This is a genomic window from Neptunomonas marina (assembly GCF_004005935.1).
Classification (GTDB): Bacteria; Pseudomonadota; Gammaproteobacteria; order Pseudomonadales; family Balneatricaceae; genus Neptunomonas; species Neptunomonas marina.
In genome coordinates this window covers 200,286-221,984 of the sequence record NZ_SACQ01000004.1, presented here as the reverse complement: position 1 = coordinate 221,984, position 21,699 = coordinate 200,286, and the positions used below count along the sequence as shown (strand labels likewise).

Sequence of the window (21,699 nt, the reverse complement as noted above, 5' to 3'; positions counted from 1 at the left end):
TGGCGTTCGCTGCCAACACATTAAGTTGCGACTAGAGTAGGGAAGTAATGTGGAGCTTATGTGACGGCTATAAGAAAAAATGGTGAACGATTAAAAGATCTGCTTTTGTGTATAACTTCTGTTTATGAAGTGTCATGTGGTGAGCAGCACTTACGTGAACCGCTCGTTCATGCGGGTGAGTTCATCCACTAGGTGCGCTTTAAAGTGGCTAGCAAGCATTGAGCTGGGCCGGTGTGCGGGCGTGAGCACCGCAACCGATAGCGTAATCTGCGGGGCAAACGGCTTGAACACTAACTGGGCGCGGTCGTCAAAGCGCTGCAAATAGCCGTCGGCTGTCATGGGATCGCAGATGCTATAGCACAAACCCTCCTCCACGAGTTTCAGCGCTGGTTGAAAAGTGAGCAGCTCGAAACGTTGGTTCATTTTGGCGCTGTGGCTGCGAAAAGCGCGTTGGCAAGAGAGGTAGTTCTGGTGCCCCTCTTGAAGCGTGGCCAGAGGTTTACCGTTGAGGTCGGCAGGAGTGATAACGGTCTTTTTCGCTAACGGGTCGTTCTTGGGAAGTGCGCAGACACATTGCAGCTCAAAGTTCTCCGCATCAAGCGCACGGTTGGGCGGCGGTGTTTCGGCAAGGCCCAAGTCATACTGCTGAGAGGTTATCCACTCCTCAATCACGGATGAGTCGCGCATCATCATCGACACATTCACTTTGGGTTTGTCTTTCACATATTCAGCCACCAAACGCGGCATCAGGTAACCGGCCGCTGCAGGCATACAGGCGATTTTTAAGCGCCCAAGCTCTAATCCTGCAATCTCCTTCATCGTGCGGGCGGTTTTATTGAGCCGCTCGAGTACCTGCTCTGCCTCTTCAAGAAAGTAATCCGCCTCGGGCTTTCTGATTAAGCGGCTGCGCTGGCGTTCAAACAGAGTGACTCCTAGCTCCTCCTCTAAAGTGGATATCATATTGCTAACGGCTGGTTGGGTGCGTTGCAAGGTGCGGGCGGCTTCCGAGATTGAACCGGTCCGCATCACTTCGCGGAAGCACTGGAGCTGACGAATTGTGATGTTCATAAATTTTCACTTTGTTTTTCTATGGGCTTTTAATGCTTTGTTAAATAAAGGATTAAAAGCTATGTATAGATTTTTATTATGGAGGTATCGATATTTTCAAATTGATTTTATACCCCGCTAGCGCAAATATTCAACCACCGGTGTACGAGAAGAAAGGATGCTCCGCTGTAACGATTAGGTTCGGATGAAGCACTGGCTAATAACAAACGAGTCATCCCCGTGTTGGCTCAATAAAGCAGTCTGAAAGGAAACCCGAATGAACAAGTTTGCGAGCTATCTGCTCACCGGGCTGATTTGTCTGGTTGCGGGTGGACAGTTTGTCCAGGTGATAACGCGCTATGTCCTTGAGATTCCCGTGATGGGGCTTGAGGAGACGTTGCTCTATCCCACGATGTGGCTCTACATGTTAGGCGCGGTTAACGCCTCAAGAGAGAACACCCACATCCGTGCCAATGTGCTGGAAATTTTCCTGAAAACGAAACGCCAAATTGTTGGCCTTGCCATTGTTGGTGAGGTGCTCAGCCTAATTATTGGTGGCTGGCTAACCTACTGGGCGTGGGACTTTACGAAATACTCCCTACGGGTTTGGAAAGAGAGTCCAACCCTGTACCTACCAACATTCTATGTGGACGTTGCGCTGATAACCGGCATGGTGTTGATGATGATCTACACCGCTATGCATCTGGTCAGCCACATCCGTGACCTAGCGACTGACGAGGAGCAATAAGATGGTTGAAGTTGCACTGATTGCAGTGGCTGTATTGGTCATTTTATTGACCTTGGGTTTGCCACTTCCGTACTGCTTTGGCGGCGGTTTGATGGTGATGTATTACCTCGGTGACGTGGTCATGAAAGGCAATATGTTGTGGGGCTTTCAGCAGCTAGGGAACCCTGTACTACTGGCGATCCCCCTGTTTGTATTGGCTGGGACCATTATGAGTGCCAGTGGCATCGCCGCCAGTTTGCTCAATTTCGTCAATATTTTTGTCGGCCATCTGCGTGGTGGTTTGGGTGTGGTCGCAACCATTAGCTGTGCTTTGATCGGCGCCATCTCTGGCTCAGGCCTGACCGGTGTTGCTGCCATCGGACCGTTGCTCATTCCCGAGATGGAGAAGCAAGGCTATCCGCGTGAATACGCCACGGCTTTGATCGCTAACTCATCCTTACTAGGGCTGTTGATTCCGCCAAGCGTCACGATGATCGTCTATGGCTGGGTTACCGATACCTCAATTTTGGCGTGTTTCTTAGCAACGTTAGGCCCAGGTCTACTGATTATGACCAACTTCTCAGTGGTTAACGTCTGGCTAGCACGTAAGTTCCCGCTGAAGCTGGAAGAGCGTCCTAAAGGTGAAGAGTTTGTTGCTGAGGTAGCGAACCGCGGCTTTAAAGCGACGCCAGCTCTGCTGATGCCTGTCATTATTTTGGGGGGGATCTACGGCGGTATCATGACGCCAACAGAAGCGGCAGCTTTGGCTGTTATCTACGCGATTCCTGTGGGCTTCTTGATCTACAAAGGCCTTGATCTGAAGACCTTCCTGTTTGCGGGTAAAGAAGCATCAACGGCGGTGGGTGCCATCATGCTGATGATTCTGTTCAGTATGATTCTATCGCAGATATTTGTTGTGGAGTCGGTACCACAAGCGCTGGTGGAAGCGATCTTCTCGATCACAGACGACAAGGTTGTCTTACTTATTCTGATCAACGTGCTGCTGTTCTTGGTGGGCATGGTTGTGAACGATGTCACCGCGATCATCTTGATTGCACCTTTGTTGCTACCGCTGATGGAAGCGCTGGGCATCAGCCCGATTCAGTTCGCTGCCATCATGGGCGTAAACACGGCGATGGGTGGTGTTACACCGCCATATGCGTCAATTCTCTACCTGGGTGCGCGTATCGGTAAAGTGCCGGTCACCAAGGTAATTAAACCTGCAATGTTGTTGATCGTAACGGGTTATCTCCCTGTGGTGATTCTGACTTCATTCTGGACGGATCTATCGATGTTCCTGCCGACCTTCTTCGGCTACTAAAAAAACATGCAAAACCTGCAGATAAAAAATCTAAAAAGAGAGGATGTTGTAATGAAAAAATCATTCCTAACCCCAGCGCTGCTAACCGCTGCCATGACACTGACCACGGTAGCAGATGCAACGGAGCTGAAGATCAGCCACATTCGCCCGCAAGGCGCAACGATCGACAACGAGCTGAAAGAGCTTGCGACTGAGATCGATCAGGCAACAGGTGGTGATGTGACGCTGAAGATCTTCGCTGCCAGTGCTTTGGGTGATTACACCACCGTGCAGGAGCGGATCTCAGTAGGCGCTATCGATATGGCCGTGCAGCCTGCGGCAACTGCGGCTTCGCGCCGTATGCAGATCTCCTCTTTCCCATATATCGCTGAGAACTGGGCGCAAGCTAAAGCGATCTACGGCCCAGGTGGTGCGATCAATAAGGCGATGAAGTCTCTGTATGCTAAGCAAGATATCGAAATGCTCGCAGCATACCCGGTTTACTTTGGTGGCGTTGCGCTGAACACAGACGCTGTTTCACCGGGTGACCCAAATGTTGATAAGGGCATTAAAGTTCGTGTGCCGGGTATCAAAAGCTTCCAGTTAACGGCTGATGCGCTGGGTTATATCAGCTCGCCGATCCCGTTCTCTGAAGCGTTCACTGCGGTACAAACAGGCGTTGTTGATGGCGTTATCGGCTCAGGTGCTGAGGGCTACTACGCGTCTTTCCGTGATGTGACTAAAACCTATGTACCGGTCAATACACACTTTGAGGTGTGGTACATGATCATCAATAACGGCTCGATGGCGGATCTGGACGCTGAAGACCAAGCGGCTCTGCGCAAGGCAGCAGCTGACTTTGAAGTGCGTCGTTGGGCGAAGGCTGAATCAGACCAAACAGCAAACGAGCAAAAACTCGCGGAATACGGCGCTACGATTGTTGAGCTAAGCGATGAGCAATTGGCGGCAACCGCTGCAAAAGTGCGTGCTGAAGTGTGGCCACAAATCCTTAAGGATGTGGGTGCAGATTGGGGCCAGAAGATCCTTGATGAGATCAACAAGTAATCGTTGTTGATCGCGCTTCTACAAAGGCTCAGGGCTTGCGCCGGAGCCTTTGTTCCACATTCAGTGGAGTGTTGTGTTAGCCCTTTGGGCACTCGGTAAGTTTGGCCCAGCCAGTTCCACAGATCTCTCCAATGCAATTATCTGCGTCTGTGTTTTAGGGCGGCTGGTTGGGTTTTTTTCTTCAATTTATCACTGGGCTTGTTATGTTTCGTCTTCTTTCGCGTCCCGTTGAACCGATGGTGACGCTCACAATTAATGGCGCCCCTCACACTGTACCTGCAGGGTGTTCTGTTTGGACAGCTATGACACTAGCGGGACAAACCGAAACGCGGAAGTCGCCAGTTACTGAACAACCGCGCTCCGCCTACTGCGCGATGGGCGTCTGCTTTGAGTGTTTGGTCGAGGTCAATGGTATGCCAAACCGACAGGCGTGTTTGACGCCCGTGGAAGAGGGCATGGTGGTTTCGCACCAAACAATTACAGAGCAAACCGCTGCACTACCCGAGGAGGCATCTTGATGAGTACCGAGCCTCTGAAACAAGACAGTTATGATATCGCCATCATCGGTGCTGGCCCTGCCGGTATGTCCGCAGCGGTAACCGCATGTGCAGCAGGTGCCTCGGTGGTGGTTCTGGATGATAAGCCCCATGCGGGTGGCCAGATCTATCGTGGCGTGGATCACAGCCCACTGGAAACACCCGATACGCTGGGTGAAGACTATATCAAAGGCCAAGCATTGACGAAGGCGTTTGCACAGTCGGGTGCTGAACACCTGCGTGGTGTCAATGTTTGGCATGTGGGCGATAACGGCGAAGTACTGCTCTCGGAGCAGGGTAAAACACGCCGCTTGACGGCCACGCAGCTTATTATCGCCAATGGTGCGATGGAGCGGCCCTTCCCTATTCCTGGATGGCACTTGCCCGGTGTTATGTCGGCAGGTAGTGCGCAGGTGATGCTCAAGTCTGATGGTCTTGTCATCGATGATGCCGTGTTTGTGGGCACCGGGCCGCTGCTGTACCTCATTGTGGCGCAATATATTCGCTTAGGTGTGCCCGTTAAGGCGGTGGTCGATACCACCCCAAAAGAGAACTACCTGAACGCGGCAAAGGTCGGCTTAGGTGTAGCGCGTATGCCAAAAATGCTGCTTAAAGGGCTGGGTTTACTGCGTGAGATTCGCCGAGCGGGCGTACCGTTTTATCGTTGCGCAGAAGCACTTGAGGTGCTGGGCGACGAACAAGCGACGGGTATTCGATTTAGCGCAGGTGGACAGCACCATGAGATCGAAGCAAGCCGGGTATTTTTGCATCAAGGTGTGATTCCGAACTTAAATATCACCCGTGCATTGGGCCTCGAACACCATTGGTGTGAGCAACAGCTGTGTTGGAAACCAAACCTTAATGTGTGGGGACGCAGTAGCCTTGCGCATGTGGCGGTCGTGGGTGATGCCAGTGGTATCGTGGGTGCCGATGGTGCACATATTATGGGCCGCATCGCCGCGTTGATGCAGCTCGAATCGTTAGGCTTTATCGATAAAGACCAACGTAATGAACAAGCACGAGCAGGCTTTGCGCAGCTTGCTTCTATGCAGCGTTTTCGTGCATTTATCGATGCACTTTATCGCCCGATGGATGCCCATCGTATTCCGCAACAGGATGCAACGGTGGTTTGCCGTTGTGAAGAGCGCAGCGTCGCTGATTTAAAAGCGGGCTTTGCACTGGGCGGGAAACTCCCCGATCAGCTCAAGAGTCAGACGCGCTGTGGTATGGGGCCATGCCAAGGGCGGATGTGTGGCCATACGGTCAGCGAGCTATTAGGGCAGTGGAACGAACAGCCGGTGAGTGAAATTGGTTACTACCGGTTGCGCTCGCCCATGCGTTTATTGGCCTTGGAGGAGCTTGGCGCTTTTAGTGAACTCGCGCCAAGCCATGCTAATGCCAAGCCGGAGGTGCAGTCGTGAGTCAACTAAAGACAAGTGATGTACTGATTATCGGTGGTGGTATTCAGGGGGCCTCCGCGGCTTATCATCTGGCGCAGCGGGGCGTTTGTGTTGCGGTTGTTGAAAAAGACACCGTGTCGCGACATGCCTCGGGTGTGAACGCCGGCGGGGTGCGGTTATTGGGCCGCCATGTTGCTGAGGTTGAGCTCAGTCTGGAATCGATGCGTCGTTGGCATCAGCTTGATGATGAGCTGGATGCTGATACCGGCTTTCGGGCGCGCTCGCTCATCAATATTGCCGCTGATGAGAAGGACCTTGAGACGCTGGCGCAGCGTGAAGTGCAGATGCATCAGCTTGGCTACTTTCATGAAGTTCGGCTCGATCAGCCGGAGCTGCGGGAGCGGTTGCCGTTTGTCGCACCACACTGTGTTGGTGGGGTAGTCTCAGAGTCTGATGGCTATGCGATCCCTTTTCATGCCACCCAAGCTTTCTGCCATGCAGCTAAGCGCCTAGGTGCGCAATTCTATGAGGGTCAGCAGGTCGAGCAGATCCGCCGTGTTGGTGATAGCTGGTTAGTGACCACAGCGACCGAGCGTTTTCAGGCGGAGCACTTGATCAACTGTGCCGGTGCATGGGGAGATCTTGTGTCTGTCATGATGGGCGACAACGTGCCCATGTCATACAGTGCTCCCATGCTGATGATCACCACGCGTATGCCCCATTTCGCCACGCCTGTTGTGGGTGCGGTGAGCCGACCGCTATCTTTCAAACAATTTGAGAACGGCACGGTATTAATTGGCGGAGGTGCAAAAGGCTTCGCAGACCGGACCGCCAACCGAACGCGGTTGGACTATAAGCTGATCGCCAATGGTGCGAAAAACGCGATCGATTTCTTCCCCATTATGCGCACCGCTTCAGTCAATCGGATGTGGTCAGGCCTTGAGGGTTACATGCCAGACAACCTCCCAGTACTGGGTAAGAGCGCGCGAGCCGAGAAAGCGTATCACGCGTTTGCGTTCTCGGCGCACGGCTTCCAGCTTGGCCCTGTTGTGGGAGAGGTGCTGGCAGATCTAGTGACCACCGGCGAGACGCGCTTTGATCTGGAGCCTTTGCGCGTCAATCGTTACGAGCGCAAAGTGCTGTAGCCTTTCAATCAATTCGCTATCTGAGCCGCAGCTAAGGCGGCTCAGAGGCCTTTCCTTGCATTAACTAATATCAAAGAGACAAAAAGCATGACTATTGAGCGCATGGGTTCTAATGACCGAATGAGTAAAATCGTGAAGCACAACAACACTATCTACCTATGTGGACAGACTGCCAGCGCTGATGAGTGGGACACCGCTGAGCAAACGCGCCGTTGCCTAGCGCAGGTGGAAGCGTTGCTGGAAGAGGCAGGTTCCAATACGGATAACCTGCTATCCGTCACAATCTATCTACGTGATATGAAGGACTTCGCTGCGATGAATGCCGTATGGGATGCGTGGGTTGCCGACAAACCTAAGCCAGCCCGCGCCTGTGTCGAAGCGCATATGGCACGCCCTAATGTGCTCGTTGAATTGAGTGTTATCGCGGCACAATAAGTGGTATGCCGCAAAATAAAAAAGCCGAATCCAAGCAATGGATTCGGCTTTTTAGTCGTCAGAGACTTACGCGGCGTGTTTAACCGCTGCAGCGCTGCCGTTCATCGTGATGAAACGTACCGGTGTGTGCAGGTGTAGTGCTAAGTGCTGAGCACTGTCGGCGCTTAAGCACAGAGTGCCGTGCTCATCGATATAGCCTGCGACTAAGCCGCAGCGGTAGTTGGCTAAATCTTGGTTGCTAACAATAAACTGCTGAGCATCTGATGGTACGTTCGCAACGATTCGAAAAGCCGCTTGCTGGCTATCTGCAACACTGCGAATTGCGCTGGTTTCAGCTTGGACAGATGGGCCCCCATCAAATAGGTCAACGTAGCCGTTAAACTGGAACCCCTCCTTTTTCAGCATATGTAGTGCGGGTGCTGAGGAGTCATGGGGTTTACCGATCACCGCTTGCGCATCTTCTGGCAGCAGATCAATGTAGATCGGGTACTTCGGCATCATATCGGATATGAATTGAGAGCCACGCAGCGCCGCAATGGTCACGGCTTCTTGGAACTCAATGCCGAAAAATTTCTTGCCTAAGTGTTCCCAGAGTGGCGAATGCCCTTTCTCGTCTTGCCAGCCTCTCAATTCGGCGATGACCTGTTGACCAAAGCGCTCAGGGAAGTCTGCGAAGGTTAGAAAACGTGAGCGCGACAAAAATTGGCCTACGCCTGGGCGGCGAAACTCTGGTAATAGGTAGAGCGAGCCGATCTCGGTGGCACCGGTATAGTCATTTACCATACTCAAGACACGTGTTGAGCGCAGGGTTGAAAGGTCTAAGCTGCTACTCACCAAGGTGGAGACTTTGTACGAGTAGAATGGCTGTGTGAGTCCGACGCCTGTGTAGATGGCGGTCGTGCCGATCACATGGCCCGAGTCGGTATCTTCGAGCACCATGAAATAGGTGCTTACAGGGGCTGGCGCTTGGCGGTAATCAAATGCCTTTGCTGATGCTGCGATCTTCTCATGCCACGCTTTCTCGTCGGCGGGCATAGAGGTCATGCCTTTGCCAACGGTGTGGGACAGGTGCATTAGATCGTCAAGATCGTTCTCGTTACATGGGCGAATAATCAGCATAGCGCAAGCTCTTTTATTGTCGGTTTATGGGCAAATTTTATCGCTGTCGGCTCCGAATGAGTGATCAAAAAGTCTCTAAAAACTGCATAAATCGGTATCATATTGGCAGTTCTCAAAATAAAATTCGGTATTGTTTTAAATTTGATCTGGATGGCTAAGCCAATCAATACGGGTTTTAAAGCGGAATGTGTACGAGAGTGGGAGGTGTGATATGCAACTAGATCGGATTGATCGAAAGATTCTTTCGGTGCTTCAGAGAGAAGCGCGGATAACCAATCAGGCGTTGGCGGCACGTGTCGATCTATCACCTAGTTCATGCTTGAACCGTGTCAAAAAGTTAGAAAGCGCTGGTGTGATTGGGCCCTACTTAGCGGTGCTTGATCTCCCTAAGCTCTGCCGCAGTGTCACGGTGATCGCAACGGTTAGTTTGAAAGATCCGAGCAGTGAATCGTTCCGCATGTTTGAAGCTGCACTTAAAGAGATTCCCGAGGTGGTGGAGTGCGACACGGTTAGCGGGGTGTTTGACTTCTTTTTGCGTATCGTCGCGCCCGATATGGTGCGTTACAACCAAATTGTTGATCGTTTATTCGATCTCATTCCAGGAAAGGTCAATATGAGTAGCCACGTTGTATTGGAGCAAGGTAAACCCTTTCGTGGCTTTCCACTGAACGAGTTGCTGGAGGAGTAGAGCCTAGATCAAACGGTGTCGATGCTTTTCTTCATCTCGTCAAATAGGCTTGCACAGCTACCCTTATTAGCGTGCAGGCACCTGGAGTGTGCTAAATTTAAAACAATCATGCATAGGACGTTATCGTTCCAACAACACTTTTGGTAGGTTTCATGCAAGCAAAGCCCGCACTGATGCAGGATCACATTTCACTGTGTTTAAAGAGAGTCGCTGAAACAGGGGGCCGGTATCTCTATGAGCGCTCTTTTTGTGCTCAAATGACGAGCTTTGAGCGCCAAGCTGCATTAGTAAATGAGCGGGAGATGCTGCGCTATTTGGCAGGCCGAGGTGCAGTTACGTTAGACACGCCTCATGCCGCTGAGGGAACACTCGTTATCGCTGGGCATTGTGCCGACTCGTTAGCTCAATTAGAGCCCGAGGCGTTATCTGGCGTTGAAAAGATTAGGTTATTTAAAGCGCTCGTTACTGCAGTGAGTCAGATTCATGATCAGGATGTGTTGCATTTAAGTTTACGTCCCAGCGTGTTTTTAATCTCGCCTGCGTATGACCAAGCGGAGTTAGTTGATCTGAGTTATGCTCGTCACTATCCGCGTAAGTCTCTGGGTTTAAGTGGCTTTCGTCCGCGCTTCTGTGATCCCCATTTCCTCGCACCAGAGCAAGGCTACCAATACGATCATTACTTGGATCAGCGGACCGATCTTTACAGTTTAGGTTGCATTCTCTTTTGGCTGCTTAATGGTGAAAAACCCTATCAAGATCTGGAAGCGGATCATGAGGTTAGCTACGCGCACTTAGCGCGTGAACTGGCTTGGTCTCGACAAGATGATAGCTTGGCGGGGTTAGTTGATATTGCCCATAAGCTCCTTGCTAAAGATCCCATCCAGCGTTACCAAAGTTGTGCAGGTCTAATGCATGACTTAAACAGCTTGAATCAAGAGGGCACTTCTTCAGTGTTGGTTGGGCGGGGGTTGGCAAATCGACTGCTTTTACCGCGCAAACTGTATGGCCGAGCGCAAGAGTTGGACATACTGATGGCCGCATTTGATGCAGCGGCAAAAGGCACATCTCAGGCGCTATTGGTTGCGGGTTATTCTGGTGTGGGTAAGTCTGCCTTGGTGTATGAGATTCAAAAGCCGGTGCTTAAATCGAATGGCCTGTTTGTTACAGGGAAGTTTGATCAGTACCAAAATACGCCCTATAGCGCTATCTCTCAGGCGTTGACGCAGTTCGTGCGTAGTCTGCTGAGCTTGCCTACTGAAAGGGTTGATCAGTGGCGGGTGCGTTTATCAGCAGCACTGCATCCGAATGGCCAGATCATTGTTGATCTCATTCCCGAACTCGGGTTGCTGCTCGATGACCTCCCAGATGTACCAGAGCTTGGCGGGGACGAGCAGCAGAATCGATTTAACCAAGTGTTTGTAAGTTTTATCAGAGCCATCTGCACTGAGCACAAACCGGTTGCCATCTTCATTGATGACCTCCAATGGGCTGATGCAGCCAGCATCAACCTGTTGCGCTTGTTACTGAGCGATGAAGCAGGCCAATACTGCTTGCTGCTGGGTGCGTATCGAGACAACGAGGTAGACCACCGGCACCCCTTTATTAGCATGTTGGCTGAAGTGGAAGACCAAACGAAGCCTGTCCGCCGAATCGAGCTGCAGCCGTTAGGCGTTGAGCATATCAATGCTTTGCTGAGTGATACGTTGAGTCAAACCGTTGATCAAGTTGTACCGCTAGGTCGGTTATTATTCAAAAAAACGGGCGGAAATCCGTTTTTTTTAAGGCAGTTTATCCAAGAGCTATATCACAATAGCCTGCTCTACTTTGATGCTGAACAATGCGCTTGGGCATGGGACTCAGAGGCCATCGAAGCACAAAGTATCACGGATAATGTTGTCGATTTAATGGTGCGTAAGATTGATCGCTTACCCGCTGGGACTGCGAGAGCGATGAGCTATGGGGCCTGTATTGGGGCTAGCTTTCCTATACGTATTATCGGTGCTCTCGAAGGGGAGGACGCAGGACTAAGCGTGCAAGCCTTGCTAGCGCCCTCTGTCCGTGCGGGTTTGCTCGTTATGGTTGATGAAAGTAGCCAACGTTATCGCTTTTTGCACGATCGAGTTCAGCAAGCCGCTTACTCTTTGATTGCCCCAGGTGAGCGGCAGGCGCTGCATTATCGTATCGGCCAGTTGCTAGCCGCGGATGTTGAGTATGTGCCTGAGGACGACTGCTTCGAACTCGCGCGGCATTGGAATAATGCACAAGCATTGCTCACACCGGCCGAGCGGCAGCAGCTCATCGCTACTAACAGGTTGGCCGCTAAGCGAGCTAAAAAGGCGACAGCTTACAATCCTGCTGCGGCGTATCTTGATCAGCTATTCTCGTTGGTTGGCGATAATTTCGCTGCGCAACAGTACTGCGAGGCAGCTCTTGATCGTCTTGAGTGTCTTTACCTTAGTGGTGCATATGAACGTGCGGAAGCACTCAAAGAAAGTGTGCTGCGAAGTTGTGTGACAGAGAATCACGTTGTTACGTTTAATGTTATTTTGATCACGCAGTACACCCGCTATGGCTTATTGCAGCAAGCGATCGAGCAAGCGATGGCTGCGCTTAACGCATTGGAGCATCCGCTTCGAGAGGGCACAATGGAGAACATTGGTGCATCCATTGAGCGAGCACAGATCGAGCTGGCCGAATATCCATTCGAAGTGCTAGTTGAACGCCCTGATATAGACGACCCTCATGTGCTGCACATCATGGATATACTGATGGCGATGCAGCCATGTTGTTACAACTCCGGCTCACTACTCTTCCCGTTAACCATTCTTGAACTCTTGCATCTGACCGTGCGGCATGGGAACAGCCACTACAGCGCTTATGTCTTCATGATGTATGGATTGATGGGCACCAAGGTATTAAAAGACTACGAAACGGCTTTCAGTGCTGCACAGTTCTCGCAGCAAGTGCAGTCGCGTTATGTTGTTAGCCCCATTGTTGAGGGGCGCTTAAGAATGATGTTGAGTAACTTTATTTTGCCTTGGCAGGCACCGCTGGCTTATGGCGCTCAAGTACGTGATGCTGCATTCCAGCAGTGTTTTGAGCACGGTGACTACTATTGGGGTGTGCACGCTTATATCTTTGGCTTTTATGCTGATCTTTTCAGTGTCAGTAAACTCTCAACATTGCTGACGCGTACTCGCAGCGTTAATAAAACGTGTGTGAAGATCGATCAGCCCGATCAGGTTTACCTTACCCAACTGCAGACAAATCTACTGAGCATACTCAGTGGTGAGCTCGATAACTTACACAGTCTTGAGCACCACGATGGTTTTGAGAGTGAAGCGTTAGCGCATTACCAAGCAACGGGGTACATGTGTGGTAAATATGATCGTCAGCTAGGGCGGCTGCTTCAAGGTTATCTTTTTGGTAGCTATCGCGATGCGCTCGCGATCAGCCTGCCAGAAAACCAAGACCCGACTGAACTGGATGAAGGGATCTTTCATGAGGCGGTTTACGTCCAGTTCAATCTGCTGACGCTGCTGGCTATTCAGCTAGACCATGATGCGCCATTAGCGCCGCACCAGCGACAATGGTTTGTGGATAACTTACCGCGAGTTGATACGTGGTTTCATCTCAATCCTGATACCTTTGCTCCCGGGTACTGGCTCATCCAAGCAGAGTACGCCAGCGTAAACGGAGACGATAATAACGCGGTTTGTTATCTCGAAAAGGCCATGAATGCGGCTGAAACCAGCCAGAGTGCGCTCTGGCAAGGTATTACGCAGGAGCGTGCAGGCAAGCAGCGGCTACGCCGAGGGCAGGTTAAGCTTGGGTGCGTCTATTTAGAGCAAGCCGCCGATGTTTACCGCGCTTGGGGTGCGGTGGGCAAAGCGCAAGACTGCGAACAGCTGCAGCGCGCCTCGTTGCCATTACAAAATGATAGCGGCCTGCAAAGTCGTCCTCAGGATGGCTGGCGTTACACCGCAACAGCATGCCAAGACATTGCGCAAACCATTAGCTTCGCCGAGTTGAATCGGCGCTTGTTGCATTGGTCGGCGAGTGTCAGTGGTTCTCAGTATTGTGCTATCTATACCTACTTAGAGGGGCAGTGGATCTGTGTGGCGCAACGCCTGCCAGATGGCTCGGAGCAACCGTTGCAGAGCGCTAAGTTCGTGCCGCAAGGCTACCTAAACCTTGCGCGCCATAAAGGGCAAACCATCACCCTAAAGGATGCTCAGCACGAACACCATATCGTTGATGATGCCTATATCACATGTGCAGCCGCGCTCACTTTGTTGCCTACCTTTGGTAAATACAGAGCCGTCAATATCCGTAATGGTGCTGGAGCATCGTGAAACGCCTAACCTGTTCTCCAGTCGGCGCCTAGAAGTGTTGGAGCTATTTGCTGCTCAGTACGCAATCAGCTTTGAAAACATCCGCCTGTATGAGCAGTTGCAGCAGCAGAATGACCAGTTAGAACATACGGTTGCCCAGCGCACGCAAGAGCTAGAGCGCAAGAGCCATTACCTGTTGGCCATTCTTGATGCTTTGCCGATGCCCTACGCACTCACAACCCTCAGTGGCGAGTGCATCAGCAGCAATGCTCTCCTCAACGAGCGGCTTGAAGTACCTCCAGATCAGTTGACGGGCCAATCTATGGTGCAGTTTTACGATAGTCCTGAAGATCGCCAGCGCTTTTTGGCGCAGTTAGAGCAGCATGGATCGGTGAGCAACTTTGAATGCCGTTTGCGAACCCGGCAACAGCAGCGTTTCTGGGCGCTGGTATCCGCCACCTACGTTGATCTGCAGGATGAGCGCGTTATTTTTTCAACCATCAGTGACTTTAGCGAATACAAAGCCCTCGAAAAGCAGCTTTATCAAGAGGCGAACACCGACGCGCTCACGGGTATTTTGAATCGGCGCGCTTGGCTGGCACTGGCAGCTAAACAGCAGACGGCACACCCGTTTCGTATCTCCTGTATTTTGATGATCGACCTCGATCATTTTAAAGCGCTCAATGATAACTACGGCCATGCTGCAGGCGATGAGGTGTTACGCCAATTTACCACCTCTATCCAGCGTGAGCTGCGTGAAGATGACCTCTTTGGCCGGATGGGCGGAGAGGAGTTTGCGATCGTTTTTGGTGGGCTTGATTTAGACCGTGCTTACAGCGCAGCTGAGCGTTTGAGGACGATGGTTGAAGGGCTGTCCGTGATGATCGATACGGAGGAACTGCGCTTTACCTTTAGTGCAGGGCTGTGCCGGTTGCGCCCTTCGGAACCGGTGACATCAGCACTTAAGCGGGCTGATAAAGGCTTATACCAAGCGAAAGCGAGTGGGCGTAATCAGGTATGGTTTGAAAAAGAGGATGCGCACCGCCCCGATATATAGGGGCAGTGCGGATAGCAGATTAAACCTGCTGGAAAGGATAAACTGAGCCTAGCTTCAGGATCTGTGTTAACTCATCCAATGCGGTGCGGGATTCGTTCAGCAGTTGCGGATCAGCAAGGTCCGCCTCGCTCAACTGGTCACGATAGTGCTGTTTCACCCACGTGGTTAAACGGCTGTAGAGCGCCTCGCTCATCAGGGTGTTCTGATTGCAGGCTTGCTGTTCTGCACTGTTCAAGACCACCCGCAGACGCAAGCATGCCGGGCCTCCACCGTTGCTCATGCTCTGTTTTAGATCAAACACATGCAGTTTGCTGATGGGCGCAGGGCCGCTCTCTAGTTGCTGTAAATAGCGCCATACTGCGGCGTTGTTACGACACTCCTCAGGAATGACGAGGTGGGTCTCACCACCGACCGAGAGCAGTTGGCTGTTAAACAGGTAACTGCGCACGGCATCGTCAACCGAAACATCGCTCGTCGGGACTTGAATCACTTGGAACTGATCATCCATTTTGCGTGACAATTGATTGATCACTTCCGCCTGATTTAGAAACGCCTGCTCATGGCAAAACAGGACTTGGCGATTGCCCACCGCGATAACGTCGTTGTGGAAAACGCCTTGATCAATGACCGCCGGATTTTGCTGCGCATACACCACATGGTCTGGATCCAGCCCGTGTAAACGCGCCACCGCCTCTGATGCCTCGTAGGTATGGCGTGCAGGAAACACGGTTGGGGCCGGTTTGCTGCCATCGAATGCATAACGGCCAAAGACGAAGAACTCGACCCCTTGATTGCCGTATTCATGGCAGAAGCGGGTGTGGTTTGCTGCACCCTCATCTCCAAAGTGCTCAACACCTGGCAGCGCATCATGGTGCGCGAAGTATTGGCTGTCGGCAAAGGTTGCGCGCAAGATATTGCCCGTTACCTTGTGCTCAATCGAGCGGTGGAACTTGTTCGTCAAGTTGGCGGGCGTAAAGTGCACCCGGCCATCTACGGTATCTGCACTGGGCGATACGGTGGCCGCGTTGGCCGTCCACATGCTCGAAGCTGAGCAACAGGCTGCCAGCACACGCGGTGCTTGACGTGCGGCTTGTGCCAGCACATCCGCATCGCTACCTGAGAACCCTAAGCGGCGCAGAGTATGAATATCAGGGCGCTCTTGAGGTGCCAACACGCCTTGCAACATCCCCATATCGTGGAGTGCTTTCATCTTCGCCAAGCCCTGCAGGGCCGCTTGTTTAGGGCTAGACAGTTGGGCGCTATTCTGTGTTGAGGCAACGTTGCCAAACGACAGGCCCGCGTAGTTGTGCGTCGGGCCAACTAAGCCATCAAAGTTTGCTTCTACTGCATGTGTCATGGCGCACCTCAGTCTATTTTAAGTCCTGGTGATAACGTCGCTGGCAGAGCGAGCGCATCAGCTTCGATACCGGCTACAGGGTAAGCACAGTAGTCGGCTGCATAGTAAGCGCTCGCGCGGTGGTTCCCGCTGGCGCCAATGCCGCCAAAGGGCGCTGCGCTGCTGGCTCCGGTCAGTTGCTTGTTCCAGTTCACAATACCGGCACGGATACGGCGATAGAAACGCTGATAGGTGGCTTCATCGTCGCTGAAGATACCGGCGGATAGGCCATAGGAGGTGGCGTTTGCTTGAGCGATAGCGGTATCGAAATCGCGGTAGCGAATCACCTGAAGCAATGGACCGAAGTACTCCTCATCCGGCAGTTCTGCGATAGCGGTAACATCAATTAAGCCCGGCGATACTAAGCCTGTACCCGCTTTAAGCTTGGTCAGTTCAACAAGCGATTGAGCACCCAGTTCGCGAAGCGTTTCTTGTGCTGCAACCATACCATCAGCGGCTGCTTCAGAGATTAAACTCCCCATAAAGGGTGCCGGCTCTGCGAATGCATCCCCCACCTCGATCTGGCTCACGGCGCTTGTGAGTTGCTCAAGGAAGCGGTCTCCCCATTCCGTTGCTGGAACAAAGAGGCGGCGTGCACATGTGCAGCGTTGGCCTGAGGTGATGTAAGCTGATTGAATCGTCTCGTGTACAGCTGCTTTTACGTCTGCGACTTCGTCGATGATCAGTGGGTTGTTGCCGCCCATCTCAAGCGCCAGAATCTTACCGGGGTGACCTGCGAACTGCTCGTGCAGGATGTGGCCCGTACGGGAGCTACCGGTAAAGAATAAGCCATCAATACCCGCATGTTGCGCCAGCGCGATACCGGTCTCTTTCTCGCCCTGAACGAGGTTCAGCACGCCTGCCGGTAGGCCCGATTTCTCCCACAATTGCACCATCAACTGAGCCACATGAGGCGTTAGTTCACTGGGCTTTAACACCACGGTATTGCCTGCGAGCAGCGCTGGAACGATATGGCCATTAGGTAGATGACCCGGGAAGTTATATGGGCCAAACACGGCAACCACACCGTGGGGTTTGTGGCGTAGCACTGCTTTCGCGCCGGGCATATCGCTTTCACGCTCGCCGGTACGCTCGGTTGCGGCTTTAATCGAGATATCGATTTTGCCCGCCATGGCCGCCGCTTCAGTCAATGTTTCCCAATATGGCTTACCGGTTTCAGCGGCAATCGTTTTTGCGATCAGCTCTTTGTTGGCTTTTAGCTCGTCCGCATAGCGTTGTACTTGCTCGCAGCGTTCGGCAAAGCTTAGGTCTGCCCATGCGGTGAACGCGTCACGCGCGGCTTGAATGGCTTGGTCAACCTGAGCGGGGCTGGCTGCATGACCTTGCCATACTGCCTCGCCCGTGGCTGGGTTGATTGAGCTAAATGCGGCGCCGGCACCTTGTTCCCATTGGCCGTTGATAAAAAGTGATGATGTCATGATTAGAATCTCCTTCCAGAGGACAGCGGTACAATACGTACGGTGGTGCCTTCGGTTACATTTAGGGCGCTAGCGACAGCAGGTGTGACGCTGATAAGGTTGTTGCTGACGCGCGTCAGAGGAGCCATGGTGCAGCGGAAGCTAGCAAAATCCGTGGTACTCACGAGGTACAGCTCACCCTCGGGTTCAGCGCTATCGATATGAACTTTGACGTACTGGCTCTCTTGAACGGCACGAATATCGTTGACCCGCGCCTCCAGCGTTGGGCCACCATCGAAAATATCGATATAGCCGGTGTAGCGCATCCCTTCGTTTTCCAGCAAACGTCGTGCGGGTGTAGTGTTTTCGTGCGTTTTGCCAATCGCCTCTTGCGCCTCTTTAGGCAGCAAGTTTGTGTAGATGGTGTTCTTTGGCATCAGCTCCGCAATAAAGATCTTATCCATGGAGGAGAGCTGATCGGCTTGGGCAAAATCGATCGAGAAAAAGTGGCGGCCCAAACCCTCCCAAAATGGCGAAACACTGTCTTTCGAGTAACCGCGCATTTCGGCGATAACGTGCTCGCTGAAACGCTGCGGGAACTCCGCCATAAACATAAAGCGCGATTTAGACAGCAACGAGCCGTGCTTGCTGTGCCGTGCTTCGGGCAGCAAAAACAGGGTGCACAACTCAGAGTAGCCGGTGTGGTCATTGGTGATCGTTAGCGTGCTGATCTGGTTATAGACGCTTAGCTCCCGTGATGCGTGGACAAGCGTCCCCACACGGTAGTTATACCAAGGGTCAGAGAGGCCAACTGCAGATTCAATACCGCAGATACCAACCACATCACCGGTATCCGTATCTTCCATGACAAACAGGTATAGGGCTTCCTCTAGCGGAGTTGCGGCATCAAAAGCGGCTAAGCCTGCTTCGAGTTTCGCTGCAACCTGCTCATCGTTATCCTGCAAAGATGTGAAGCCGGTGCCTGTGTTACGTGCGAGTTCCCGCAGGGCAGCGTGATCTTCAGCTTGAATGGGACGAACAACCATCATCGTTGCAATGTTCTCCTATTGTTATGTCGATGCAGCCCAACTTGGGCCTGTTTATCGTTTTTTGAATCGCTATACGGCGACTAAACGCACCGCCGCACCGGGCGTTAGTTGAAGCGCGTCGGCTTCAGCTTGTAGCAACGTCGGCTGTGCTGGATCGAGTTCGGTGAGAATGCAGCGAAACGCTGCGGTCTCGGTATTCGCTACGAGCACCTGTTGTAGCGCAGTGGCGTCGCGCTGAGTGGTGATCGCTGGCGTACACAGTTGGCTTGTCGTGATGCTATGTAGCGCATCCACACGGCTCTCGAGTGTTGGGCCTGCATCGAAAATATCGACATAGTTTCGATAGACAAAGCCTTCACGCTCAAGCAAGGCTTTCACGGGGGCCATATCCGGGCGCGGTTGTCCCAGCGCGTGCTGTGCTTCTTGGCTTAGGAGCGGCACATAGACGGGGTAGTGGGGCATCAGGTCGGCGATGAACCCCTTAGAATTGATCCCCGTTAGGTAGTTGGCCTTGGTGAAGTCCATGCTGAAGAAGTGGCTTCCCAGCGATTCCCAGAAGGGTGATCGGTTCTGCTCATCGGCGACACCCTGTAGTTCGGCGATCAAACGGTTTGCGAAACGTTGGCGGTGCTGGGCAATAAAGAGCAAGCGTGAGCGCGAGAGCAGCTGCAAGTTGGTTTCGTTGCGGTGTTCGCCATCTAAAAACAGCGTACAAAGGCGTGCTGAGCCCGTGTAGTCTTGGCACAAATGCAGCGCTGGCACTCTGTTATGAATTTGCAGTTCGCTGGAGGCGTGGACAACCTCCTCCATGCGATAGCTATAAAATGGGCCATTGAGACCGACGCTGGCATCAATACCGCAAACACCAACTATCTCGCCATGCTCCGTATCTTCCATCACAAAGTGATAGCTTTCGTCATGGTGCTGCTCTACCGCTTTGCGCATTGAGTTTTGCGTGCGCATGATCAGTTCATTCAGGTGATCTCGGTTAGCGGGCAGCGTGGTCATGCTGCCACCTGAAACGATGGCTAGCCGCTCAAGGGCGGGCAGGTCGGGATAAGCGAGGGGGCGAATAATGAGCATTTAGCGCTCCTTCAGCCAGCTAAGATCGGTGTCGGTCGCCAGACGCATCAGCATCAGTGCGCTCAAGCGCGCTCTTTGGGAGAGGCTATCAACCAGCATGTACTCATCACTGGAGTGAATTTTGCCACCTTGCACGCCCAGCGTATCGATATTGGGAATGCCTGCCGCAGCTAGGTTATTGCCATCGCAACAGCCGCCAGTTGGCTTCCATTCAATCGTCATACCCAACTCTGCGCCACAGGATTTGGCAAGCTCAAATAGCTTTTGGTTAGCGGGTGTGAGCACTTTGGGTTTGCGGCCAAAACCGCCATGTAGTTCCGCGCTGATGCCATCGCGGCCGTTGATCTCGTTGAGAATGCTCGCAATGTTATCTAGGCACCACTGCTCATCTTCAGGGCGCTCTAGGCGGATGTTGAAACGTGATAAACAAAGATCCGGCACAATATTGACCGCGCCGCCGCCTTCGATAAAGCCGGGATTGATGGTGACGCCTTCACGCTGACCATTGAGATCATCCAGCGCCGCGATAAAGTCTGCCATGGCGCGAATCGCGTTGCGGCCGAGATGGTGCTCGCGTCCAGCATGAGCGGCTTTACCACGCACCACAAGGCTAAAGTTACCGCTGCCTTTGCGCGCACCGGCAAGCGTGCCATCCGGCATACAGGGTTCGTAGATCATACCCAGATCGACGCGGGTTGCTGCGTCGGCAATCAGTTGAGCAGATCCGGGGGAGCCGATCTCTTCATCTGGGTTAAACAAAATTTCCCAGCCAATCTGATCAGCCCATGGCGAGCGTTCTAACGCTTCAAGCGCCGTCACCATGATCATTAAACCACCCTTTAGGTCGGCTACGCCCGGTCCGTTGAGGGTGTTGTCATCGAGCCATGTCATTGTTTGGAAAGGGTGGTCGATCGGGAAAACAGTATCCATGTGGCCGCAGAAAAATATCTGCAACGGTGCTTCAGGACGTTTCGTGATCCGCACGGCATCACCTAGCGGTGTCTGCTCGACATCGCCACTGGCGTTAACAAACTCATAGGGCGCCACCGGCAAAACTTCGACATGCCCCTCTAGTTTGGCTGCATATTCGATCAACTGTTTACCCACGGCGTTGACGCCTGCGTAGTTCAAGCTGCCTGAGTTGATCTCAGCAAGTGCGATTGTGCGAGCCAACATCGTATCTTGTTGGCTGTCGATCCAGTCTAACCAAGGTGCAAAGTCTGCGTTCATCGTCCTATCCTTTTCTCTCATACCAACATTATTGGTGAGAAAAAGGGTGACTGCTGTCGTCCATGCGACCTTGTTTTAAGAATTCGGACCTAAAAAGCGGGTCTAAGCGCGGCGATTTTATGAAATTTTAGCTAATGCGACCTTGCAGGTGGTGCGAGTGTCGTAATAAGTAAAGTGCGTTGCGTGCTGTCAACCGTGCTTTACTGTGCTGTGTTTTCCGTGGATGAGGGGATGATATGCCCGCAGTCATCACATTGGCGATAGTGACTTACGGGGAATAAGGGAAAGTCCAAACCAAGGAATACGAGAAAAGCGACACGCTTTCCCTTGGTATGGGTCGATAGGTGGCGGCTTTGGCAGGCCGGGCAGAGGTCATCACTGGTGATGCCTTGCTCTTGGTCCACGGCATGGGAGCGATCCTCTGCCAGCAGGGCCAGTGCTGTCTCGGCGGCTGAAGCGGGAACTTGCAGTTTTACACCACCCAAGGCTTGGGCATAAAGCCACTGCATGGTGATGGTTTGCTCATCGGCCAGTACCGCGGGTATCCCCTCTGATTCTAGCTTGGCTCGGGCAATATGGGCTTCATGGGGATAATCGTAATGTGCAATGGTGGTCAGCATCGTATCCTCCTTGTGTCCATCGTTTAGACCGTGGGTTCGGTAACCGGTTT

At 52.5% G+C, this 21,699-nt stretch carries 18 protein-coding genes; 10 read left to right on the top strand and 8 right to left on the bottom strand.

Annotated elements, in window-relative coordinates; translation table 11 throughout:
* Positions 1-150: 150 nt before the first annotated feature.
* The gene (locus EOE65_RS10395; protein WP_127694249.1) at positions 151-1,068 is read right to left on the bottom strand and encodes a LysR substrate-binding domain-containing protein; all 918 of its coding nucleotides are present in this window, start codon (positions 1,066-1,068) and stop codon (positions 151-153) included.
* A gap of 256 nt (positions 1,069-1,324) precedes the next feature.
* Here EOE65_RS10395 and EOE65_RS10390 point away from each other — a divergent pair, with 256 nt between their 5' ends.
* The 7 genes from EOE65_RS10390 (at position 1,325) to EOE65_RS10360 (ending at position 7,655) form a co-directional block, all read left to right on the top strand.
* Positions 1,325-1,795 carry a TRAP transporter small permease gene (locus EOE65_RS10390; protein WP_127694248.1) on the top strand — a complete coding sequence of 157 codons (471 nt, stop codon included), beginning with the start codon at positions 1,325-1,327 and terminating at the stop codon, positions 1,793-1,795.
* A 1-nt stretch (position 1,796) separates the two neighbouring features.
* Positions 1,797-3,095, top strand: a complete 1,299-nt coding sequence (locus tag EOE65_RS10385; RefSeq protein WP_127694247.1) for a TRAP transporter large permease — start codon at positions 1,797-1,799, stop codon at positions 3,093-3,095.
* A gap of 51 nt (positions 3,096-3,146) precedes the next feature.
* The gene (dctP, locus tag EOE65_RS10380) at positions 3,147-4,139 is read left to right on the top strand and encodes a TRAP transporter substrate-binding protein DctP (protein ID WP_127694246.1); all 993 of its coding nucleotides are present in this window, start codon (positions 3,147-3,149) and stop codon (positions 4,137-4,139) included.
* Between the two features lie 203 nt (positions 4,140-4,342).
* Positions 4,343-4,657 (top strand): (2Fe-2S)-binding protein, encoded by a 315-nt coding sequence (locus tag EOE65_RS10375; protein WP_127694245.1) that lies wholly within the window; start codon positions 4,343-4,345, stop codon positions 4,655-4,657.
* A complete protein-coding gene (locus EOE65_RS10370) occupies positions 4,657-6,096 on the top strand; it encodes an FAD/NAD(P)-dependent oxidoreductase (protein ID WP_127694244.1) in 1,440 nt (479 codons plus the stop codon). The genes EOE65_RS10375 and EOE65_RS10370 overlap by 1 nt, the downstream gene beginning before the upstream one ends.
* Positions 6,093-7,220: an NAD(P)/FAD-dependent oxidoreductase gene (locus tag EOE65_RS10365; RefSeq protein ID WP_127694243.1), complete on the top strand. Its 1,128-nt coding sequence runs from the start codon at positions 6,093-6,095 to the stop codon at positions 7,218-7,220. The genes EOE65_RS10370 and EOE65_RS10365 overlap by 4 nt, the downstream gene beginning before the upstream one ends.
* A gap of 87 nt (positions 7,221-7,307) precedes the next feature.
* Positions 7,308-7,655 carry a RidA family protein gene (locus EOE65_RS10360; protein ID WP_127694242.1) on the top strand — a complete coding sequence of 116 codons (348 nt, stop codon included), beginning with the start codon at positions 7,308-7,310 and terminating at the stop codon, positions 7,653-7,655.
* Between the two features lie 66 nt (positions 7,656-7,721).
* On the opposite strand, the gene EOE65_RS10355 is transcribed toward EOE65_RS10360, so the two are convergent.
* A complete protein-coding gene (locus tag EOE65_RS10355; RefSeq protein ID WP_127694241.1) occupies positions 7,722-8,774 on the bottom strand; it encodes an arginine N-succinyltransferase in 1,053 nt (350 codons plus the stop codon).
* Positions 8,775-8,985: 211 nt separating this feature from the next.
* Between EOE65_RS10355 and EOE65_RS10350 the strand changes: the two genes are divergently transcribed.
* The 3 genes from EOE65_RS10350 (at position 8,986) to EOE65_RS10340 (ending at position 14,853) form a co-directional block, all read left to right on the top strand.
* Complete coding sequence (locus EOE65_RS10350; RefSeq protein ID WP_127694240.1) at positions 8,986-9,462, top strand: Lrp/AsnC family transcriptional regulator; 477 nt, start codon at positions 8,986-8,988, stop codon at positions 9,460-9,462.
* Between the two features lie 152 nt (positions 9,463-9,614).
* Positions 9,615-13,817, top strand: coding sequence for an ATP-binding protein (locus EOE65_RS10345; protein WP_127694239.1), 4,203 nt, complete (start codon positions 9,615-9,617; stop codon positions 13,815-13,817).
* A complete protein-coding gene (locus EOE65_RS10340) occupies positions 13,798-14,853 on the top strand; it encodes a sensor domain-containing diguanylate cyclase (RefSeq protein ID WP_164847077.1) in 1,056 nt (351 codons plus the stop codon). Before EOE65_RS10345 ends, EOE65_RS10340 begins: the two co-directional genes overlap by 20 nt.
* A 19-nt stretch (positions 14,854-14,872) precedes the next feature.
* On the opposite strand, the gene astB is transcribed toward EOE65_RS10340, so the two are convergent.
* The 6 genes from astB to EOE65_RS10310 form a co-directional block, all read right to left on the bottom strand.
* Positions 14,873-16,210: an N-succinylarginine dihydrolase gene (astB, locus tag EOE65_RS10335; protein ID WP_127694237.1), complete on the bottom strand. Its 1,338-nt coding sequence runs from the start codon at positions 16,208-16,210 to the stop codon at positions 14,873-14,875.
* 8 nt (positions 16,211-16,218) lie between these two features.
* Complete coding sequence (gene astD, locus EOE65_RS10330) at positions 16,219-17,688, bottom strand: succinylglutamate-semialdehyde dehydrogenase (RefSeq protein ID WP_127694236.1); 1,470 nt, start codon at positions 17,686-17,688, stop codon at positions 16,219-16,221.
* Positions 17,689-17,690: 2 nt separating this feature from the next.
* Entirely contained in the window at positions 17,691-18,716 is a 1,026-nt protein-coding gene (gene astA, locus EOE65_RS10325) for an arginine N-succinyltransferase (RefSeq protein ID WP_127694235.1), read from the bottom strand.
* A gap of 69 nt (positions 18,717-18,785) precedes the next feature.
* Positions 18,786-19,799 (bottom strand): arginine N-succinyltransferase, encoded by a 1,014-nt coding sequence (gene astA, locus EOE65_RS10320; RefSeq protein WP_127694234.1) that lies wholly within the window; start codon positions 19,797-19,799, stop codon positions 18,786-18,788.
* A complete protein-coding gene (locus EOE65_RS10315) occupies positions 19,800-21,029 on the bottom strand; it encodes a hydrolase (protein WP_127694233.1) in 1,230 nt (409 codons plus the stop codon). It lies immediately after the preceding gene.
* A 200-nt stretch (positions 21,030-21,229) separates the two neighbouring features.
* Complete coding sequence (locus EOE65_RS10310) at positions 21,230-21,649, bottom strand: putative signal transducing protein (protein ID WP_206052657.1); 420 nt, start codon at positions 21,647-21,649, stop codon at positions 21,230-21,232.
* Positions 21,650-21,699: the final 50 nt, after the last annotated feature.

What these genes read in the sequence shown, in the direction of transcription:
- EOE65_RS10385 (WP_127694247.1), top strand. Translation starts at nt 1,797, where the DNA reads ATGGTTGAAGTTGCACTGATTGCAGTGGCTGTATTGGTCATTTTATTG.
- EOE65_RS10360 (WP_127694242.1), top strand. Translation starts at nt 7,308, where the DNA reads ATGACTATTGAGCGCATGGGTTCTAATGACCGAATGAGTAAAATCGTG.
- astA (WP_127694235.1), bottom strand. Translation starts at nt 18,716, where the DNA reads ATGATGGTTGTTCGTCCCATTCAAGCTGAAGATCACGCTGCCCTGCGG.
- astA (WP_127694234.1), bottom strand. Translation starts at nt 19,799, where the DNA reads ATGCTCATTATTCGCCCCCTCGCTTATCCCGACCTGCCCGCCCTTGAG.
- dctP (WP_127694246.1), top strand. Translation starts at nt 3,147, where the DNA reads ATGAAAAAATCATTCCTAACCCCAGCGCTGCTAACCGCTGCCATGACA.
- EOE65_RS10375 (WP_127694245.1), top strand. Translation starts at nt 4,343, where the DNA reads ATGTTTCGTCTTCTTTCGCGTCCCGTTGAACCGATGGTGACGCTCACA.
- EOE65_RS10340 (WP_164847077.1), top strand. Translation starts at nt 13,798, where the DNA reads ATGGTGCTGGAGCATCGTGAAACGCCTAACCTGTTCTCCAGTCGGCGC.
- EOE65_RS10310 (WP_206052657.1), bottom strand. Translation starts at nt 21,649, where the DNA reads ATGCTGACCACCATTGCACATTACGATTATCCCCATGAAGCCCATATT.
- EOE65_RS10345 (WP_127694239.1), top strand. Translation starts at nt 9,615, where the DNA reads ATGCAAGCAAAGCCCGCACTGATGCAGGATCACATTTCACTGTGTTTA.
- astD (WP_127694236.1), bottom strand. Translation starts at nt 17,688, where the DNA reads ATGACATCATCACTTTTTATCAACGGCCAATGGGAACAAGGTGCCGGC.
- astB (WP_127694237.1), bottom strand. Translation starts at nt 16,210, where the DNA reads ATGACACATGCAGTAGAAGCAAACTTTGATGGCTTAGTTGGCCCGACG.
- EOE65_RS10370 (WP_127694244.1), top strand. Translation starts at nt 4,657, where the DNA reads ATGAGTACCGAGCCTCTGAAACAAGACAGTTATGATATCGCCATCATC.
- EOE65_RS10355 (WP_127694241.1), bottom strand. Translation starts at nt 8,774, where the DNA reads ATGCTGATTATTCGCCCATGTAACGAGAACGATCTTGACGATCTAATG.
- EOE65_RS10350 (WP_127694240.1), top strand. Translation starts at nt 8,986, where the DNA reads ATGCAACTAGATCGGATTGATCGAAAGATTCTTTCGGTGCTTCAGAGA.
- EOE65_RS10395 (WP_127694249.1), bottom strand. Translation starts at nt 1,068, where the DNA reads ATGAACATCACAATTCGTCAGCTCCAGTGCTTCCGCGAAGTGATGCGG.
- EOE65_RS10390 (WP_127694248.1), top strand. Translation starts at nt 1,325, where the DNA reads ATGAACAAGTTTGCGAGCTATCTGCTCACCGGGCTGATTTGTCTGGTT.
- EOE65_RS10315 (WP_127694233.1), bottom strand. Translation starts at nt 21,029, where the DNA reads ATGAACGCAGACTTTGCACCTTGGTTAGACTGGATCGACAGCCAACAA.